This is a genomic window from Haloferula luteola, assembly GCF_014201715.1.
Lineage (GTDB): Bacteria > Verrucomicrobiota > Verrucomicrobiia > Verrucomicrobiales > Akkermansiaceae > Haloferula > Haloferula luteola.
In genome coordinates this window covers 1-20,125 of sequence record NZ_JACHFD010000004.1, presented here as the reverse complement: position 1 = coordinate 20,125, position 20,125 = coordinate 1, and the positions used below count along the sequence as shown (strand labels likewise).

Sequence of the window (20,125 nt, the reverse complement as noted above, 5' to 3'; positions counted from 1 at the left end):
TCTGAGAGCTCAAAAACTCTTTCCGAAAATCCCCCGAGATCGTCGCCTCTCATCATTCTTTCATCTTCGCTTCGCTAGGCAGGTGGCGTTCATCATGACTCCTCCCCACCGCTCCCCTTCCGGATTCTCTCTGAACTCCCGCCAACGGGTCGCCGTCATCTCGAGCTTCGGCCTGCTGCTCCTGCTTCGCGTCCTCGCGATCTTCGCCGTGCCCTTTACCGACACCACCGAAGCCCGCTACGCCGAGATCGCCCGAAAAATGGTCGAGACCAACAACTGGATCACCCCCCAGTTCGATTACGGCGTTCCCTTTTGGGGAAAGCCTCCTCTCCACACCTGGCTCGCCGCCGCCGGCATGGAGCTCTTCGGTGTGAATGAATTTGGAGGCCGGATTCTGATTTTCTTCACCGCTTGCGGACTCCTCGCCCTTCTCCACCACTGGGTCAAGAAGGAGCGCGGCCGCGACACCGCTTGGCTCTCCACCACTCTCCTCACCGGCTGCGCTCTGTTTTTCGTGTCGATGGCCACCGTGATGACCGACCTCGCCATGCTCGCCGGCACCGCACTGAGCATGGTCGGGTTCTGGAATGCGTTGCAGGGCGGAAAGCACTCGCAGCGGTGGGGATACGGGTTCTTTGTCGGCCAGGCAATCGGCCTCCTTGCCAAGGGACCGGTGGCCATGGTGCTTACCGTACTTCCCCTTGCCCTGTGGGTCCTCCTCCATCGCCGTTGGCGCGATACCTGGCAACGCCTTCCCTGGCTTTCTGGCACCGCTTTGATGCTCCTCCTCACCGTTCCTTGGTATGCGGCTGCGGAGATCAAAACTCCGGGATTTCTTCGCTACTTCATCATCGGTGAGCATTTCCAACGCTTCCTCGTCAGCGGTTGGAAAGGTGACCTCTACGGCTCAGGCCACGCCAAGCCACGTGGTATGATTTGGGCCTTCTGGGTGATTGCCATGCTACCCTGGACTCCCCTGCTTCTCGCTCCTCTGGCCCGGTGGAAGCAGGTCCTTCAAGGCTTCCGCGGTGACGCCGGATCATGGCGAACTTACCTCCTGTTGTGGGCCGTTACCCCCATGATCTTTTTCACCCTCGCCACCAATATCATCCCCACCTACGTCCTGTCAGGAGTGCCGGCTGCCGTGATTCTCGGCCTGGAAGCTTGGGTTCTCGTCGGCTGGCATCGCGGCCGCGCCTTTCCCCGTGCCTTTATGGGTACCTGCTGGGCTTCCCTTGCGATCTTCACCGTAGGAATCGTCCTCATCGGCGCCGGGGATAGCACTCTCACCAAAGGCTCCCAGAAACTCGCAGTCGCGTGGAGCGATGTGCCAGGCTACGACTTCAATTACTACGGAAAACGCAGTTTTTCCGCTGAGTTCTACTCCGCTGGCAGTGCTCACCAGCTGCGCGATTTCGCGGCCCTGCGCTCACTGACCACCAATGGTCAGCCGGACGTTCTCGAAATCCGGCGCGAGCTCCTCCCACTGATTCCCCCAGAAGTGCTCTCCCACTTCGAAAAGCGCACCGAAGTGGGCGATGACCTCGTGTTCATCGAAAAACCCGAGATCCGAAAGGAGGTCGCCAGTGCTCACTGATTCCTGTCCGCGCCCACACGCCAGAAACATCGTCCCCATTCCCCTGCCTGAGCCTCCCCCACTCGCTTCCCCCAGAGAGTGCGATCCAGAGGTCTCCTGCATCATCCCCGCATTCAATGAATCGGGAAACATCACCAAGGCCATCGAGGCCGTCGCCCTCGAACTTCAACGCCTTGGCCGCCACTTCGAAATCATCGTCGTCGACGATGGCAGCACCGATGGCTGCGGGGCCGAAGCCGCCTCCATGATCGATGAATTCCCCGTGCGGGTCCTGCGCCTCTCGCGAAACTTCGGCAAGGAAAACGCCATGACGGCCGGGCTCGAACGCGCCAAGGGCCAAGCCGTCATCGTCATCGATGCCGACATGCAGGAACCCGTCAGCTACCTCGAGGTCTTCCTGCGCCAATGGGACGCTGGCTACGAAATGGTCTATGGGGTGCGTGCTGATCGCGACGATGAATCCGCGCTCAAGCGTCTCGGCTCCCATCTCTTCTACCAGCTCCTCAATCGCCACGCTGCCGTCCGCATTCCGGCTCATGTCCGGGACTTCCGGTTGATGGACCGCAGGGTGGTCGACGCCCTGCTCTCCCTGCCGGAACGCGACCGATTCATGAAGGGCCTCTACAGCTGGGTGGGATTCCGCTCGCTCCCGGTACCGGTAAAGATTGAGCCCCGCCATCTTGGAAAATCGAAGTTCAACTATCGCCGCCTGGCCAGCCTGGCTCTGAGCGGACTCACCTCCTTCTCCGATTGGCCCCTGCGCATGTGGACCGGGGTTGGTCTAGCGATTTCAGCGGTGGCCATGTTCTACGCCGGATGGATCGCACTCCGGACTCTTCTCTTCGGCGCCGATGTCCCCGGCTGGGCCACCTTGGTCGTCGCAGTATTCTTCCTTGGCGGCATCCAGATTTTCTCGATTGGCGTCCTAGGCGAATACCTCGGAAAGATCTTTGTCGAGGTGAAGGGTCGTCCGAGCCACATCGTGGCGGAAGAAATCCAGGGCAGTGCTATCGGAGTCCGCTCATGAAACCGACCGGGCACCAACTTCTTATCTTCAGCACCGTCGAAGGAGTTGGCATGCTCTTCGATTACGCCCTGTCGGCAACGCTTCACGAACAAGGATGCCCACTTCCCGTCGCCAGCATGTTGGCTTTTGCCGCTGGCTTCGCTCTCCGCTTCGCGGGAAACTTTCGGTGGACGTTCCGGGGTCAGGATGCCGAATTTGCTCCCGCTCTCACTCGCTATGCAGCCGTTGCCTTTGCCCGGTTCGCCCTTCGCCCGGGAGCATTTGGAGCCTTTCCCGGACTGCTTGAGGAAACCTACGATGCTACTCGGATTGGCTGGATTCTGCTGGAGTTCGGTTTGGGTTTTGTCGTTTCCAAATACTGGGCCTTTCGGATTTCCATGAAAGGAGGCCAGGAATGGTGATCCGCACCCTAGGGGGAGTTCCCATGGTGATGGCGCTGTTCGTTTCGTGCCAGGCACCCCGCGAAGAGATCCTCGATCCCACAGCCACTCTCGCCGCCTACCGGCGCAGTTCCCTGCATTCGCCGGAGGCCATCGCCAGCCTGAGGAAGGCTGGCGAATCCCCGGGTGGCACCTGGACGGTGAGGAAAATGGTGGCCGCCGTCGAGACCACCCATCCCTCCTTGTCACGGGCGCGCGCCCAACTCCATGCCGCCCAGGCGGGCATCGATGTTGCCGGCACCCACCCGCCCGTCGGAATCTCCCTCGACCTTCAGCGGGCCCTTCAAGGAGCGAGTCCGTGGACCTGTGGGTTGATGCTCGACTACACCCTTGAGACCGGTGGCAAGCGCGCCGCACGCATCGTCAAAGCCCGAGCCGAAGCCGACCGGGCCGCCATCGCCATCACTCAGGCACGAGGCGACATCCACAGCGCCGTCGCCCGCGCGTTCATCGACCACCACGCCGCCGCCGCCCAACTCGCAGCCCTCGAAGAAAGTTCGCGCGACCTCGATGCCTGGGAACAAGCGAGCACCCAACTCGCCAAGCTGGGGGAAACCGATCGTCTGCAGAGCTACACTCTCGAACGCGAGCGGTCTCTGCTGGAGCGGGAAATGGCCACCACGCGCAAGCAATCCCGGGTCGCCGACGCCGCTCTGGCTCGCGCTTTGGGAATTCCCTTCAGCGAAGTGGCTCACCTTCCGCTCGCCCCCCTCCCCGAATCCCTGCCCGCCGTCCCGTCGCGATCGGCCATTCAAAACACCACAGCCCTGTCCAAACCGGAGGTCCTCGATCCCCTCGCGGCCTATGCCATCGCCGAAGCGGCCTTGCGAATCGAGGTCTCTCAGCAATATCCAGATCTCCACCTCGGTCCGGGCTACAGCTACGATCAAGGACAGCAGAAATGGCAGCTCGCCGCTTCGCTCGCAATCCCGAGCGATATCAACGCCGCAACCATTCGTCGCGCCGAAGCCGATCGCACCGCCGCCGCTGCGGTTTTTGTCGAAACCCAAAACACCGCCCTCGGTAACTCCGCCGCGGCCCTCGAAGCCTACTCGGGATGCCTCCAACAATGGCGCCAAGCCACAGAACTGGTCGTGAAATCGGAAGCCATCCATCGAGCCCAAACTCAAATCACCCGCGCCGGGGCAGGTGACCGCCTACCCCTTCTGCAAGCCCAATACTCCACCTGTCAGGACCGCGCCGCCGAGATCGCCGCCCGATTCGATGCCTGGCGAGCATGGGTCGACCTCCTCGATGCCACCCGCGGACCCATCGCGGGAAATCTCCTCTGATGCTGCCATGCTCCAATCCGCCCTCCCTGTCCTGAGCTGTGTCTTCCTCGCCACCTTCCCCGCAGCCGGGCAGGGGGTGAGAGTCGATGCGGCACAACAGAAACTTTACGGCGTCGAGACCGCCTCCCTCCAACCCGCAGAGATCACCCCCTCCGTGAAAGGTCGAGCTGAGGTGATCGATCCGCTGCCCCTCCTCCAACAATGGAGCGCCCTCACCATGGCTCAACTCGCAGCCGAGGTCGCTCACACCGAGGCCACTCGAACCGAGACCCTCAATCGCGAAGGACAACTCGCCTCCGACCGTGCCATGGAGGATGCCCGGCAACGCGCAGCCACCGCCGATGAAGCCGTCCGTCAAGCGGAACTGAGTCTCAGCGCCACCTGGGGCGCGGAAGCTCTCCAGGGACTCAAATCCCAATCCTGGGAGAACGACCTCCGCCTCGGAAAATCCGTCCTGATCCGACTCTCATTGCCGGCGGGCACCCAATTCCCGGATCACGCGAAGACCGCTTCGGTCTCCCCACTGGCCTTCGACGAATCCCTGGAAATGCAGGAATTTCCGGCACTAACGCACTGGTCCGATCCACGGGTCAACGCCAGTCGCCAACCCGGCTACTACCTTCTCGTCCACCCTGAGTCCTCTGGATGGCCCATCGGCACGCCTCTCCAAGGCACCGTCCAAACCTCAGATAAAACTCTCCAGGGATTCAACCTCCCAGCCGATGCGATCCTCATCACCCAAGGGCGGGCTTGGGTCTTCCAGGAAGGAGAAAGCGATCACTTTGAACTAAGGCCGATCTCCACTCGCCACGCCACGCGACATGGCTGGTTTGTCGAAGCCAACGCTCTCGACGCCCATCAGCCTCTGGTCATCCGAGGGGCCCAGGGCCTTCTAAGCCAGAAGATCCAAGCTTCTTCCGGCCCAAAAGTCTCTGACTGACATGCTGCGAAATCTCCTCTCCACCGCGTTGCGCTTCCGCACGCTCGTGTTGCTCAGCGCCGTTGTGCTTCTCGCCTACGGAGCCTTCGTCGCGATGCATGCCCGGCTCGACGTCTTCCCCGAGTTCGTGCCGCCTCAAATCACCGTTCAAACCGAAGCGCCTGGATTTTCACCCGAACAGGTGGAGGCCCTCGTCACCTTCCCGATCGAATCCGCCATCGGAGGCATTCCTGGCTTGGAAACCACACGTTCCGAATCCATCCAGGGCCTCTCAGTCGTCGACCTCATCTTTCAAGACGGCAGTGACGAACTCACCGATCGCCAACTGCTTGCCGAGCGCCTCACCGAACTCGCGGGAACTCTTCCTCGTCAAGTCGGAGTGCCCACGCCCTCCCCCATGGTCTCCTCCACCATGGACCTTTTGAAAATCGGACTGGTCTCCGATCAAAAATCAGGCAGAGACCTGCGAACCCTCGCCGATTGGACCGTCTTGCCCCGACTCAAGGCCGTTCCAGGCGTCGCCGAGGTCACCGTCGTCGGAGGAGAAGTCGAAGAACTCGAAATCCTTCCCCAACCAGCAAAAATGGCTGCTTTGGGCGTCGGTCTCACCGAACTGACCGCCGCTGCCCGCCAAGCCGTCGACGTTCGGGGTTCCGGCTCGATCGAAACCCGCAACCAACGGCTCACCATCCACGTCCACGGCCCCACCCCCGACGTGGACCACCTCTCCCAGTTGATCGTTCGCGGCCAGGGGGCCGATGCGATCCGTTTGAGCGACCTTGCCGAGATCCGCTGGGGGGCCATGCCCAAATTTGGCGATGCCTTGATCAACGGCCGCCGCGGAGTCCTCCTCGCCCTCACCAGCCAAGCAGGAGCCAACACCCTGGAGACCACTCGAGCCGTCGAGCAAGCCCTCGATGAACTTCGGCCCCTCCTTACCTCGCAAGGAATCGAACTCATGGACGGGCTCCATCGTCCCGCCAACTTCATCGAAGTCGCTCTGTCCCATCTCACTTCCTCCTTACTGTGGGGTGCAGTTCTCGTCGCTGTCGTCCTTCTGCTATTCCTCCTCGACCTGCGCACCGCGTTCATCTCGTTCATCTCCATTCCGCTGTCGCTTCTCGGTGCCATCGCGGAAATGCATTTTCTGGGCGTTCCTCTCAACACCATGACCCTGGGAGGCCTGGCAGTCGCCGTCGGCGTGGTCGTCGACGATGCCATCATCGACGTCGAAAACATCCTCCGCCGCCTGCGTGAGAACGCCTCGCTGCCGGCGCCACGCCCGCCCCTTGGCGTCGTTCTCGAAGCCTCCATCGAAGTCCGCGGGGCCGTCCTCCACGCCACCCTCATTGTGCTGGCGATGTTCGTTCCGGTGTTTGCCCTCAGCGGACTGCAAGCCCGATTTTTCCAGCCCCTGGCGATCTCCTTCATGCTCGCGGTGGTCACCTCCCTCGTCATCGCCATGACGGTCACACCCGCCCTCTGCCTGTTCCTCATCGGCCGCGCTCGCCCCCGCCGTGAGCCCATTCACCTGAGGGCTCTGGCATCCCTTCACGAAGCGTTGCTGCGGCCTTTATGCCGGGCTCCTTGGGCAGTAATCGGCATCGCTGCCATCGGCATGGTGGCCGCAGGAATCCTGGCCAAGCGCCTCCCAACCGAACTTCTGCCACCATTTCGCGAAGGACACTTTGTTGTCCAAGCGATCGGTCTGCCGGGAAGCTCTCTGGAGGAAACGATGCGCTTTGGAGAAAAAGCCAGCCAGCAACTCCTCGCCATGCCCGAGGTGGCCTCCGTCGAAATGCAGGCTGGTCGCTCAGAACGCGGCGTCGACACCTGGGGCCCGGAGCGTTGCGAATTCCACATCGAACTGCACCACGACCCCAACATCGATGAAGCCCATGTCCAACAACGCATCCGCACCCTCTTCGAAGCCTATGGAAACATGCAGACCGAGACGCTCACCTTCCTTGGCGATCGAATCAGCGAATCACTAAGTGGCGAAACCGCCTCCGTCGTCGTCAGCCTCTACGGAAAAGACCTCGATGTGCTCGAAGCTCCGACCCAGCAAGTGGCTCAGCTTCTGCGGGAAACCCCAGGCGCCCATGGCGTGCAATCGCTCGGCAGCGATCGGGCCCCAGCTTGGGATGTCACGCTGGAGAACGCACGACTCGAACCGCATGGGCTGCGCCCTGTCGCTGTCCAGGAATCCATTGAGACCGCCATGCAAGGAACGGAGGTCGGCCAGATCGTTGATGCCAACCGCATCGTGCCCATCCAAGTCCGCTTCGACCACGCCACCCGCCAGGACCTTTCCTCCCTCGCGCGCCTCCCGATCGACACCCCCGTCGGCGGTCTCGTGCCTCTCTCCGAACTTGGCAATCTTCAACTCACCGAGCAGCGGGCTCAAATTCGGCATCAGGATGGTCGACGGCGTCAGGTCGTCACCGCCAATGTTGAAGGCAGACCCGTCACCGAATTCGTCGCTGAGGCCCGCCAACGCATCCAGGATGCTCACCTCCTGCCGGAGGGCGTCTACCTCACTGTGAGCGGAGCCGCCGAAGCCGAAACCCGCGCCCATCGAGAACTGCAAGCCGCCACCGCCATCACCCTACTCGTTATCGGGGTGTTCCTCGCGATGGCATTCCGGCAGTTGCCGAACTTCCTTCTCGTCATCTCCATCCTTCCCATTTCAGCAGCTGGCGGAATCACCGCCGCCGCTCTCACCGGCATCCCTCTCTCGCTCGGTGCCCTGATCGGCCTCGTCACCTTGTTTGGACTAGGAGTTCGCAATTCCATCATGCTGATGAGTCACTACGAACACCTCGTACTCCACGAAGGCCATGAATGGAATCTCACCACGGCCATTCAAGGCGCCCGCGAGCGCTTGGTCCCCGTCCTCATGACCACCGCCGTCACCGGATTGGCGCTGCTTCCCCTAGCCCTCCACCCCACCACCGCGGGACGCGAAGTCGAGGGCCCCATGGCCATCGTGATTCTCGGTGGACTGACACTTTCCACCGTGGTCACTCTCCTGATTCTCCCGGTCGCGGCCCACCATTTTGCACGATTCCGCCCCGTCTCATCATTCTCTCATGTTCCATGAAGAGAATCCGTGGCGTTCTCATGAAATCGGATGCCCCCAATTTTCCACAAACGCTAGCCGAGGGTCCCATCGACCCTCCCATCGACCGTGTTTTCGAGGCTCCGGATGCGAGTGTCGCTGACTTCAAATTCGGCAAAAAGGTCGCCTCGGTTTTCGACGACATGGTCAGTCGCTCGGTCCCATTCTATGGGGAGGTCCAACGCATGGTTGCGGAAATGGTCGCCGATTATGCCGTAACCGGCACCCATGTTTACGATCTCGGTTGCTCGACCGGCACCACCTTTCTGGGCATCGACGGAGAGGTGGCGCCGGGCGTGAAATTCATCGGCATCGATAACTCCCATGAAATGCTCGACCGCTGTCGCTCAAAACTCGCCGAAAAGCCCATGGCCCACGAAGTCGAACTCCAGTTCGGCGACCTCAATGCCGGCGTGAAAATTGAGAATGCCTCAGTGGTCCTGCTGGTCCTCACCCTGCAATTCGTCCGTCCCCTCTACCGGGATCAACTGATTGCCGACATTCTCGGCGGCATGCACGAAAATGGAGCTCTCATCCTCGTCGAAAAGGTCATCGGCGAGGACTCGCTCTTCAACCGTCAATTCATCAAATACTACTATGAGATGAAACGCCGACACGGGTACAGCGAACTGGAAATCTCCCAGAAACGTGAGGCTCTCGAAAACGTTCTCATCCCCTACAAGCTTCTCGAAAACCGCGAGATGCTACTGCGTGCCGGCTTCCGCTACTGCGACACCTTCTTCAAATGGTACAACTTCACCGGCATGATCGCCGTCAAGTGAACCCCTCCCCTCCCGATCATGAAAGTTCGTCTTGGCAACTTCCTCTATCACTATCGGAACATCCTATTCCCGTTGGTCTACTCCCTTCTCTTCATCAAGGGCCCCACTCTTCTTCCGGACTACCGCATGGCGGCTGTCGCCGGGTTTCTCATCGCCCTTTCCGGTCAGTTACTGCGAGGCGCTACCGTCGGGCTCGATTACATCAAGCGCGGAGGTAAAAATCGCATGCCCTACGCCGACGACCTCGTCACCGGGGGGCTCTTCAGCCACTGCCGCAATCCTCTCTACGTTGGCAACGTCACCATTCTCATCGGCACCGGAGTCGCATCCAACTCGCTTCTCTTCATGACCGCAGGATTGCTGTTCTTCTTCATCGCCTACTCCTGCATCGTCGCTGCCGAAGAGAACTTCCTGCGCGGGAAATTCGGCGCCACCTTTGATGACTATTGCTCCAAAGTTGGGCGTTTCACCTTCAACCCAAAGGGCCTCGGCGAGACCCTCCAATCAATGCGCTTCAACTGGCGCCGGCTCATCAGCGCGGAATACAACTCGGCCTTCATTTGGATCCTCGCTGCCTCATTGGGCGTCCTCCAAAACGCTCATCATGCCGACGACCTCGACGGCCCCGTGGCGACGGCCGCCGTTGCCATCCTCGCCATCGGCATTCTCGGCTACGTCATCGCGCGTATCCTCAAAAAGGCCGGACGCCTGCGCACCGCAGTCACCAGTTGAATCCAGCCCCATCAAGGCTCGACCCCGAGTTTGGTCCGGGCTTTGCTTGCCGCCCTCATGCCCGTGACGTCCACCCCGCTCGAGCTTCTGAAATCCTGGATCGGCCCCATGGTTCGCTTCGGGATCGTTGGTGCATTCGCCACTGCCGTTCACTACGGCAGCGCCATGGCTGCCGTCAGTAGTGGCATCGATCCTCTGGCCTCCAATGCCGTCGGATTTGCAGTCGGCTTCAGCGTCGGATTTTCCGGGCACTTTGGGTGGAGCTTTCGCGAACAACGTGCCGGACTGACTCGGTCACTCACGCGCTATGCAGTCGTCGCCGCCCTAGGCTTCGCGCTCAACCATGGCTTGTTCACCTTGGCCGTTCGTCATGGACTCCCGACTGCTCCCTCCTTGGCATGTGTCCTCGGCATCGTCGCCGCCAACAGCTTCCTGCTCTCCAAGGTTTGGGCATTCCGACGCGACCGTCGTCAGCCCGATCCCGCCTGAGATCCCCTTCCACGAAAAACCCCGTCCACCTGAGGTGGACGGGGTCGAAGGATTTCCAAGAAAATCAGGATTCGCCAATTCCCACGCGGAGGAAGCCACGGTCCGTCAGACCTTCCGATGCGTCCAATCGGAAACTACGATACTCGTAGCCCGCTGGCGCGTCTTCCAGGCCGTCCACCTGTGGAGACACCTCGGTGACCGGGGAGTCGAAGCTGCTCAAATCCGGGCCGCCCTGAATCTCAATCCGAGCACCCTCGTAGATCGCAAATGGCGCCGTCGCCGCCGTAAACGCAGGGGTCGCGGTCGGTACCGCCACCGTCAACACCAGCTCGTCCATCTCATCTCCATCGGTATCCACCGTCGAAACGACGATTTTCGCTCCGTCACCCCCATCGGCCGGATTTCCACCCAGCAGGAATTCGACGAGATTCGATTGGCCATCGCCATCCGGATCCGCCGTCGGAAGCAAGTCCTCCACATCGGAGAAGTATCCAGCAATCCACGTTGCAAACGCATCCGCCGTCGCCTCACCCACCCGGATCGATCCCGTACCGGTAAGTGCTCCCGAAACATGCGTCGAATTGTAAACACCAGCTGGCAGCGCCACGCCATTCAACGTGAGCGAAGCCACCGTTTCCTCACCCGTGAAGTTGAGATTCCACTGAGCTCCCAGGGAGATCTCGACGGAAGCCGTATCCACGAGCGTCTCGGCACTCTGCGTGATGAGCGTGCCGGCTTCCACACGAGTCGTCCCGGTATAGGTCTGCGTCGATTTCAACGTCAGCATCCCGCTGCCTCGCTTGGTGATACCGCCGGCTCCTGAAAACACCTGGGTGGTGGCAACAATGAATCCCCCGGAATCGATCGTCCCGCCTTGCGCGGAGATCGTGGCGGTGTCGACCTTCATGAACTCGGAGCTGTCGCCCAGCGCCACCAAGGTTCCGCCATCGAATTCCACGGTACTGCTGCCGCCCGTACCGGTGCCCTCATCCACCACCCGCGTCTCCAGCGTTCCGCCGGTTTGCAGATGGATCGTGCCGACACCTTCGGCCGTCGGAGCCAGGGCCGTGCGAGCGCCATTCACAGCCACCCGACCTCCATTCGAAATGAAGATCTCGCCCGTACCATTTTCACCCACGATCAAATACTGATCCGCACTGGTCAGATTCAAGGTTCCGCCCTCCACATAGGCCGTCCCCTTACTGTCGACATAGCGACCCAAGGTGAACCACCGCTGCGGCGTGAACACGGCATCATCTTCCACGTAGAGTGTCCCGGAGCCATTGCGCCCAAAGTGCACCGTGTCAGCTGCCTTCAGCTGGGCCGTATCTCGCAGGGTCACGATGGCATTCGCTCCGACGTTTTCGCCAATGATCATGTCGTCCGTCGTGACATTCCACACGGTGCTCCCCTCCAACGTGAGTTCTTGCACGCTATCGTTGTCAGCGAGATTGTTGTTGTAGCCAAGGCTCATCGCGAAGCTGCTCACCGTGGCATCCACAAAAGTCGCGCGACCGGTCTGTCCACTGCCGTTGCCACGGCCCATCGCGAACCATCCGCCGATCTCCACAGTCGTCCCGGTGGCCTCCAAGCTCGCGGAAATCCCTTCGAGGTGGGAAACCCACAAATCGCCGGTGAGGTGCAACTCCTGGCCCTCACCACCGCTCGGCACCACGGTGCCGCCACCGATATGCAAGGCTCCGACCCCATTCATGTTCGTAGCGAACTCCAGCTTCCCGGATCCGGTCTTCGAAAGCACTCCCCCCTGGCCAAGAAACTCACCCGTCAGGGTCAGATCCGCCGTGTGGCTCAGCCCACCCCCAGCCGCGGCGATCGTTAGACCGCGGTTCGTCGAAAAGGCTTCCGTGCTACTGAAGGCCAGTGTGCCGCCATCCAACACCAAATTCTCCGGCGCCGCAGAGGCCGCCCCCAGGGGCGAAGCCTCGCCGCCCGCACCGAGCGACGGCACCTCAAGGGTGCCTCCAGCGATGCGGGTCGTCCCGGTGTAGGTGTGGGCCATCGCGTCGATGGTCAGCGAGCCCGCACCCTCTTTGACCAGGCCTGTCGAACCATCGATCGATCCGCTGCCGCTCAAGTGGTAATCGATCCCTTTCGATGGCGTGAATCGGACCGAACTCGGCGCCACCACGGCATTCAACTCAACGTCCATCAAGTCCGCGTAGTCATCGAAAGTCAGCCACGCCATCTCTTCGTAGCTGGCATCAGAGAAGTCCGATTCGAGATCCCAGTTGTGGGTGGCCATCCAATCGCTTCCCTCCGAACCGGCCCATAGAAGATGAGGGGCGATGCTTTGAATTTCCAGCACCACCGCACCCTTGCCCGTGCCAAACTTGTTGGGAGATTCGACCACCTGAGCCGTCAGCCCCTGCGGAATGCTGCCGAGCACAAAGCTCCCGCTGCCCGTCCGCTTCGCCGAATCGAAGGTCAGCATCACCACCTCACCCGTCACCAAATTCTCTCCGCTCAGGTCGATCTTCACCTCCCCGTTCACGGTGAGAGTATCCGTCACTTCAACGACGGCCTGCGTTGGCAAAACCTCGCTCGCATCCCCCAACTCGACGCCGAAATGGCAATCGCCCAAGGTCATTTGAGACGGTTGCAGGAAGTCATTGATCAGCTCCGTTTCGATCTGCAACGAAGCACCATCCTGCACCTCCAGATTTCCCGACGTATCCAAAGTGAAAGGATCATCCGCCAGCATCACCAAAGTCCCAGCTTCCACCGTGGTTGCGCCGGAATACAAATTGTAGCCGCCGAGACGCAGCCGACCTTCACCTGATTTCACCAATCCACCGCTGCCTTCCAGCACCTGGCCAATTTCCAACGAATGCCCGGCAGTATCTATCTGAAGACCGGCTCCCACCAACTCCACCGTATCCAGACCCGACATGAAATCATCATTGTCGGCAGTCGCGATCACCTGACCCCCCTCAAAGGTGGCGACCGCATATCCCCCTCCACCACGCAGGAACGACGTATTCATCTCCGCCGTGCCAGTAAGGCTCAGCGTACTCGACGACGCCTGATTCACCGCGATCGTCACCCCGTCGGGAGCCTCCAGTACCGCCGTTCCCGACAAATCATACGTGGCGGCACCGTTCTCCCCGACCCATACCGTGCCAACGGCAGAAAGTTCCCCGCCCGATTGATTCAGAACGCCAGTTCCACCAGCCGCGATGATGAAGTGAGTATCCGCCGAGCCCGTCTTCGAAAAGCTTCCGCCCGACATGTTCAGCGTTCCGTTGCCGTCCGTGCGACCGATCGCCACCCAGTTGTCCGTCGTGATTTCCCCCGATCCAGTCAACTCCAACTTGCCGAGACTCGAAGCTCCTTCGCCAATCCAAACCTCCTTGAGCGCCTGAATCGAACCTCCGCTGACCACGGAATCGGATGCCCCGTTGTAGCCGAAAATCAATCGGCCTCCACCACTCGTGTGGATCGAACCGCCGCTCATCTCCAAGCGACCATTGCCCCCTTCGAAACCGAACAACATCCGCCCAGTCGATGTGATCGCACCCGCAGAAAGATTCAACGAACCCGTCCCCGATTGGGTACCAATCAGCGACTCATCCACCACCGAAATCGATCCGCCAGTCATGTCGACCTGGCCTGTCGCCCCGGACTCCGAACCCACATAAAGCACCTGGGGAGCCTCAGAGATGACGGAAGAAATAGTGGCGACGAAAGGAGTCGTGAGATTGACGACGGCCTGCTCAGGACTCGCCGGCACTCCTGCCGACCAGTTAGTTGCCGTGGCCCAGTTGGCATCCGTGGCACCGGTCCAATCCGAGGCCTGGGCACTTTGCGGAAAAGTCATGGCAGCCCCAGCAAGGAGGCAGGAAGTGGCGGGAAACATGCGTACAGCCGCCTGCAGAAGACGCTCCCTTCCCGGGAGCGACAGGGAATTCAGATTCATGGGTTGATACAGGGTTGAAGCCACCGGAGACCGCACCTGCGAGCTCCACCCGGAACGGGTCCCTCCAGAACTCTTTCCGGAAGGGGCGCAGGGAACCCTACGGGTTCCAAAACCCCCATTCGTCAGGCATTGCGCAACGATTCTGTCATCTTTCTACAAACTCCTGAACCTCATCGATCACCTACTCGGCCCCTTCCATTCCTCGATGCTAATCTCCTCCACTTCCCCCCATAACGAAGGTTGACCTGAGAGCCATCCTGCCAGAGCTAAAGCAGCATGAAACCTTTCTTGTGCTGGTTCCTCCTACTCGCCTCGGTCGCCTTCGGCCTTCCCCGCGAGACCCTCTTCACCGACGACTGGAAGTTTCACCTTGGTGACCTCGCTGGGGCCGAAACTCCCGAGTTCGCTGACCAGCAATGGCGCCCGGTGACCCTTCCCCACGACTGGTCCATCGAAGGAGAGTTCTCACCCGACCATGCCAGTGCCACCGGCTTCCTCCCAGGCGGCATCGGCTGGTACCGCAAATCCTTCACTCTTTCCCCCGAAGCCCACGGAAAGAGAGTCCTTCTCCGCTTCGAAGGAGTCTACCGGAACAGTACCGTTTGGATCAATGGCCAGCTCCTCGGACACCGCCCTCATGGCTATATCGACTTTGAATACGACCTCACCGAGGCCCTCGTAGCCGGCGGAACCAACGTCATCGCCGTTAAAGTTGAACGCGCGAACATTGCCGACTCCCGCTGGTATCCTGGCACCGGGATCTATCGCGATGTTTGGCTCACGATAGTCGATCCCATTCACATCGTCCGTCATGGTGTCTTCCTCACCACACCCCACGTCACCGAAGCCTTTGCTGAGGTGAACAGCACCTGCGAAGTCACCAACACCTCCACCGAATCTCGCACCCTGACCGTCTCCGCCGAGATCCACGATTCTCCCCAAGGAAACCCGCAATCCCTCTCCCGCGCCACCACCACCCGCACTCTCGCCGCTGGGGAGACCTGGGCATTTCCCCTCTACCACCCGATCGAGCATCCCCACCTGTGGAGCCCTTCCGATCCCTACCTCTACCAAGTCACCCACCGGATCGAGGTTGATGGAAAGCAGGTGGATGAAGTCACCACACCCCTCGGCATCCGCGCCTTTCACTTCGATGCGGACCATGGCTTCTTCCTCAATGGCAAGCCCCTCCTCATCCAAGGAGTCTGCAATCATCACGACGCGGGCTTCCTCGGTGCCGCTGTCCCCCGCGCCGTCCTCGAACGCCGCATGCGCCTCCTCAAAAACATCGGGGTCAATGCATTCCGCTGCTCTCACAACCCCATGCAGGACGACCTCTACGAAATCTGCGATGAACTCGGGTTCCTCGTCATGGACGAAGCCTTCGACGAATGGGAAATCGGCAAACGGAAATGGGTTCAGGGCCGCAATGCCGGCACAGCCGAACGCTTCGGCTACAGCGAGGACTTCGCCGAATGGGCGGTGCGTGACACCGAAGCGATGGTCCGTCGCGCTCGCCAGCATCCCTGCGTGATCCTCTACAGCATCGGCAATGAAATCGACTACCCGACCGACCCCTATGTTCACCCCAAATCCCGTCAGGTCGAAATCTTCAAAGACTCTCCCGGCCAGCCGTCCATGACCCGCCTTGCCGCCGTCGCCCCTTCGCTCATTGCTGCCGTGAAGCGCCACGATCCCACTCGTCCCGTCACCATGGCCCTATCGAACGCTTCCGCTGCCAACGCCATCGGCTTGGCAAACATGCTCGACGTCGCCGGCTACAACTACCAAGAAGCCGCCTATCCGGATGACCACGCCGCCTTTCCAGACCGCATCCTGATCGGCAGCGAAAATGGCGATTCCCCTGAGGCTTGGGCGGCAGTCCGCGACCTTCCCTACATCTCTGGTCAGTTTCTCTGGACGGGCTTCGACTTCCTCGGCGAAGCCAACGAATGGCCCAATCACGGCAGCGAAGCCGGAATCTTTGACATCGCTGGATTTCCCAAACGGGATGCCCTGTGGCGCGAAGCCCTCTGGTCGGAAAAACCCGTCCTTCACCTTTCCGTCTCCCAAGGCCGCCGCGGATGGCGAGAAAGCGATTGGAACGAGCCACGTCGCCCGAACGAACCCGTTCAAGTCCTCGCTCTCACCAACCTGCCCAAAATCACCCTCAGCCTCAATGGTCGGTCCATCGGCACCTCCAGTCCTCAGAACGGGATCGCCCGCTGGGAACTGCCTTGGGAAAAGGGAGAACTCATCGCCACCGGCACCGACCCTCAAGGCCAGGTTCATCGCGCCACCCTCGCCACCACCGGCCGAGCCACCGCCCTGAAACTTCACGCCGAACGCCTCGAACTCCGCGGCGATCAACGCGACGCCCTCCACATCATCGTGGAACTGCTCGATGATGCAGGTCGTCGCGTTGCCCGCGACGATCGCGACGTCAAAGTCACCGTCACGGGGCCCCTGAAGCTCGCGGCCTTGGAAAACGGCGATCAAAACGACCCCACATCCCCCCGTTCTGATCACCGAACCACCCGCCGAGGTCGGGCCCTCATCATCCTTCAAGGTCGAGCCCCGGGCACCGCCACCCTCACCGTCGAAGCCGATGGCCTCCCGCCTGCGAACCTTCCCATCGAGCTGAAATAGACCACCCCAGAGAAAGCTTCGACGATGAGTCCGACCTGAAACCCCGGTCGCTGCGCACGTCCTAGTTGAACCAGAAACCGGAGCTTCCTCGCCCGCGAAATTCTACTCTTGGCACCTCCAGAAATTTTGATAGAGGAAGCTTCCGCTCACATGAACGCACCGTACCATCATCAGCTTCACAACTGTCTTCCCGTCGGGATGGCAGCTGCTTGGGCATGGGTCTCGGTGATTTCCCTCGTCACGAAAGAAAAGACCGATCGTCTCGATAATTCCTTTCCCCTGATGGGCCCGGGCGGGCCCGGTGAGCCCTGAAAATTTTTTCATTTCCCAACGCTTTCACCAGCCCCGCCCACCTCTCCGGTGCGCGGGGCTTTTTTTGTCTCCTCATGAATGCCCATGCCCCAACCCCATCGAGTCTCTGGAGTGACCTCCGGCAGCTACCCCGGTGCTATTGGATCCTCTTCAGTGGCACTCTCATCAACCGTTTCGGCCACTTCGTGATGCCCTTCCTCGCTCTCTACCTGAAGCGTGAAGGACATCCCGCATGGGTGACCGGAGCCAGCCTCGCCGCCTATGGTGCTGGAGGCCTCATCGCCAACATCACCGGCGGCTACTGTGCCGACCGACTGGGGCGCAAACCGACCATTCTCTTCTCCTGCTGCAGCGCCGCCTTGGCGATGTTGGCCCTCTCGCAGGCCCATACGGCAAATGCCATCATCACCTGCAGCGCGATGGTCGGGCTGGCCAGCTCCATGTATTTCCCTGCCTCCAGCGCTCTCCTCGCCGACCTCGTTCCCGAGCCACTGCGGATTCGCGCCTTCGGATGCCAGCGGCTCGCCGTCAACCTCGGCTTCGCTCTGGGGATGATGACGGCAGGCGCTCTCGCCGCGCATTCCTTTCTGTGGCTTTTCATCGTCGATGCCGCGACCACTGCCGTGCTCGGATTGCTGGTCCTCATGGGTCTGCCGGGGGGCCAGGCTCCTTCCCGGGATAGCGCTGGATGGGGCATCGCCCTGCACGCCATGCAGAGGCATCCCGCCTACCTTCGGGCCGTCTTCGCCTCGTTCTGCATCGCGATGGTCTTTTGGCAGCTCAGCAGTTCCTGGGGACTCCACGTCACCGAAATCGGAGGCCATAGCGAAAAGACCTATGGTCTTCTCATGGCCATCAACGGCCTGATGATTGTCGCGCTTGAGCTTCCCCTGACCTCCGTCACCAGGCGCTACCCGGCTCCTAAAATCATCGCCCTGGGCTATGTCGGCGTCGGCGTTGCCATCGGGCTCAGCCTCTTGGGAGGCTCGCTGCCACTCCTGACCACCATCATGGTTCTCTTCACCCTTGGAGAGATGATCGCTCTTCCCGTCTCTCACAGCTTCATTGCCCAACTGGCTCCCAATGCGATGCGGGGACGATTCATGGGCATCCTTGGAGTTGCCTGGAGCAGCGCCACCATGATTGGCCCCGCCGCGGGCCTGGCACTCTTCGAACACTCCCCGGAAGTCCTCTGGATCTCATGTCTCGGGCTCGGACTCGCCGCCGCAGCCACCGTTGCAAGCATCCCAACCTCGGCTGAAGAACCGGTCCCAACTCCACGCGCTTCGCGCCCGACGAAGCTCTCGGGTCATTGAACCCCTCCAGCAACTTGAAAGCCCCTTGGTAAGTTGGCCAGCTGATCGGTTCCAACGACCCAAGGGGCGCGGGATGCCCGTGAACGGCCATGTTCCTCAGCTCCGGCCTCTGGCGATGCGAGCGACGAATGCATGCGACATGAAGCTCTTGCGAAGTAACGAACGGACCCACTCACTAAACTCTAACAAAGGAGCTACTCTCGTCGACGATCCGTCTTCTGATGTCGCGGGGGGGAATAAGGGGGTACGTTGAGCGGTGAGGAGCGATGAGATCCACCCCAAGTTCTTCCATCCTCGTATCGAGCTTGTCGGAGTCGCAAGCCTTGTCGCCAATGAGCGGATCCGGGACATCCACCGTCGCCATGAAATCGAAGAGGAGCTCAACCAAGGTGCTTTCGTGGGGACTCACGCAGCCCGTGTCGACGGCGACGCACTGCGACGTGTTCTGCGCAGATGCGGGCAAGACGAAGCTCGCGAAAACCGCGAGGAGGACGGCGATCCGTTCGATTTTTTATGATCTTCAGAGTGCGGGGAGGCGCACTGTGGAGCGACTTTAGGAGCGCAACACCCCGGAGCCTGGTGCCATGCACGGAGGCCGGAGCTTCCTTGCCCCTACCTATGGCAGCTAACTTTTTGTCTGGAGCGTCGATCGCTCTGGAGTTTCCGAACCTTCGCCAGCCACCCCAAAAAACCGGGGAAGCGGAGGCGGGAGTGGGCACCCCTTCAAAACACATCGCCGCAAGGCGCAAGAGTGCCGGCACACGCCCGCTCCCGCCGCAGCGGATCGAGGGCGCCTGACAGACCCGGACCAAGGGAGCTTCAAGCGACCGCAGGGCCGGGGCTGGCAGGTCTGCGGCTGCGTCTGACGCGATAGCGGCAGCGGGCGCAGCCGACGACCGGCCGCCAACACGACGAAGGGAGCGGCTGGAGGCCTGCACGATGTGGCGAGGAACGAGCCGCTGAGGAAGGCCGCAAGCCCAGCGACCTCCCCACGAACCACCAGCGCTCGAGCGGAGGCACGGCCCGTGCGAGGTGCCCATTTTTTGCAACCGGCGATAGCCGCACGGGGCGGGCCGCAGTGGTCGTTTGCAGATTGACCGGGTGGCCTCCGCCTTTGCGCCAGCGTTGCGGGCAATCAGTCCAAAAATTCGACTTGCTTCCAATCCGCTTCCGCGTGCTTCGATTCCATGAACTCTTCGAACTGCACGTAGCTATAAAAGTCTTCAGTGGACTCACCTACCCTGAGAGCTTCGCATTCTTGGCACAAGACAACTCTAAGGTTTTCGAGGTTCTTCAACAAGGCGTCCTGCAGGCCGCTTTGTCCACATCTGGGGCACGGCTCTTTTCTCATGGCGTCAGCCCGGAAACTGGATAAGCCGTGATTGTATCGCCCGCCTGTAGTGCTCCCTTGGAAGTTGGACAGCCTTGGTTTTTATTCAGGCTGCGGTGTTGCATTGTGCTTGGTGGTATTGGGTTGGTGACTTGTATTTG

Annotated in this window: 12 protein-coding genes; 11 read left to right on the top strand and 1 reads right to left on the bottom strand. The window is 60.8% G+C overall.

All coding sequences use genetic code 11. The features are described 5' to 3' along the window. Positions 1–94 precede the first annotated feature (94 nt). Genes HNR46_RS04845 through HNR46_RS04805 form a run of 9 tightly spaced genes read left to right on the top strand, consistent with a single transcriptional unit; the run spans position 95 to position 10,420 of the window. Positions 95–1,597: an ArnT family glycosyltransferase gene (locus HNR46_RS04845; protein ID WP_184016354.1), complete on the top strand. Its 1,503-nt coding sequence runs from the start codon at positions 95–97 to the stop codon at positions 1,595–1,597. Continuing rightward, positions 1,587–2,624: a glycosyltransferase gene (locus tag HNR46_RS04840; RefSeq protein ID WP_221285018.1), complete on the top strand. Its 1,038-nt coding sequence runs from the start codon at positions 1,587–1,589 to the stop codon at positions 2,622–2,624. Before HNR46_RS04845 ends, HNR46_RS04840 begins: the two co-directional genes overlap by 11 nt. After that, on the top strand, positions 2,621–3,025 hold the full coding sequence (locus HNR46_RS04835; RefSeq protein WP_184016350.1) for a GtrA family protein: 405 nt from the start codon (positions 2,621–2,623) through the stop codon (positions 3,023–3,025). The genes HNR46_RS04840 and HNR46_RS04835 overlap by 4 nt, the downstream gene beginning before the upstream one ends. Beyond that, positions 3,019–4,356, top strand: a complete 1,338-nt coding sequence (locus tag HNR46_RS04830; protein ID WP_221285017.1) for a TolC family protein — start codon at positions 3,019–3,021, stop codon at positions 4,354–4,356. The genes HNR46_RS04835 and HNR46_RS04830 overlap by 7 nt, the downstream gene beginning before the upstream one ends. Positions 4,357–4,363: 7 nt before the next feature. Next, positions 4,364–5,296, top strand: a complete 933-nt coding sequence (locus HNR46_RS04825) for an efflux RND transporter periplasmic adaptor subunit (protein ID WP_184016346.1) — start codon at positions 4,364–4,366, stop codon at positions 5,294–5,296. A gap of 1 nt (position 5,297) precedes the next feature. Then, positions 5,298–8,399, top strand: a complete 3,102-nt coding sequence (locus HNR46_RS04820; protein WP_184016344.1) for an efflux RND transporter permease subunit — start codon at positions 5,298–5,300, stop codon at positions 8,397–8,399. Further along, positions 8,396–9,199, top strand: a complete 804-nt coding sequence (cmoA, locus tag HNR46_RS04815) for a carboxy-S-adenosyl-L-methionine synthase CmoA (RefSeq protein WP_221285016.1) — start codon at positions 8,396–8,398, stop codon at positions 9,197–9,199. Before HNR46_RS04820 ends, cmoA begins: the two co-directional genes overlap by 4 nt. An 18-nt stretch (positions 9,200–9,217) precedes the next feature. Continuing rightward, positions 9,218–9,931: a methyltransferase family protein gene (locus tag HNR46_RS04810; protein ID WP_184016342.1), complete on the top strand. Its 714-nt coding sequence runs from the start codon at positions 9,218–9,220 to the stop codon at positions 9,929–9,931. 57 nt (positions 9,932–9,988) lie between these two features. Then, positions 9,989–10,420 carry a GtrA family protein gene (locus HNR46_RS04805; protein WP_184016340.1) on the top strand — a complete coding sequence of 144 codons (432 nt, stop codon included), beginning with the start codon at positions 9,989–9,991 and terminating at the stop codon, positions 10,418–10,420. A 64-nt stretch (positions 10,421–10,484) separates the two neighbouring features. On the opposite strand, the gene HNR46_RS04800 is transcribed toward HNR46_RS04805, so the two are convergent. Continuing rightward, positions 10,485–14,357, bottom strand: coding sequence for an autotransporter-associated beta strand repeat-containing protein (locus HNR46_RS04800; protein ID WP_184016338.1), 3,873 nt, complete (start codon positions 14,355–14,357; stop codon positions 10,485–10,487). A 276-nt stretch (positions 14,358–14,633) separates the two neighbouring features. Between HNR46_RS04800 and HNR46_RS04795 the strand changes: the two genes are divergently transcribed. Continuing rightward, entirely contained in the window at positions 14,634–17,006 is a 2,373-nt protein-coding gene (locus HNR46_RS04795; protein ID WP_184016336.1) for a glycoside hydrolase family 2 TIM barrel-domain containing protein, read from the top strand. Between the two features lie 386 nt (positions 17,007–17,392). After that, complete coding sequence (locus HNR46_RS04785; protein ID WP_184016332.1) at positions 17,393–18,634, top strand: MDR family MFS transporter; 1,242 nt, start codon at positions 17,393–17,395, stop codon at positions 18,632–18,634. Positions 18,635–20,125 lie beyond the last annotated feature (1,491 nt).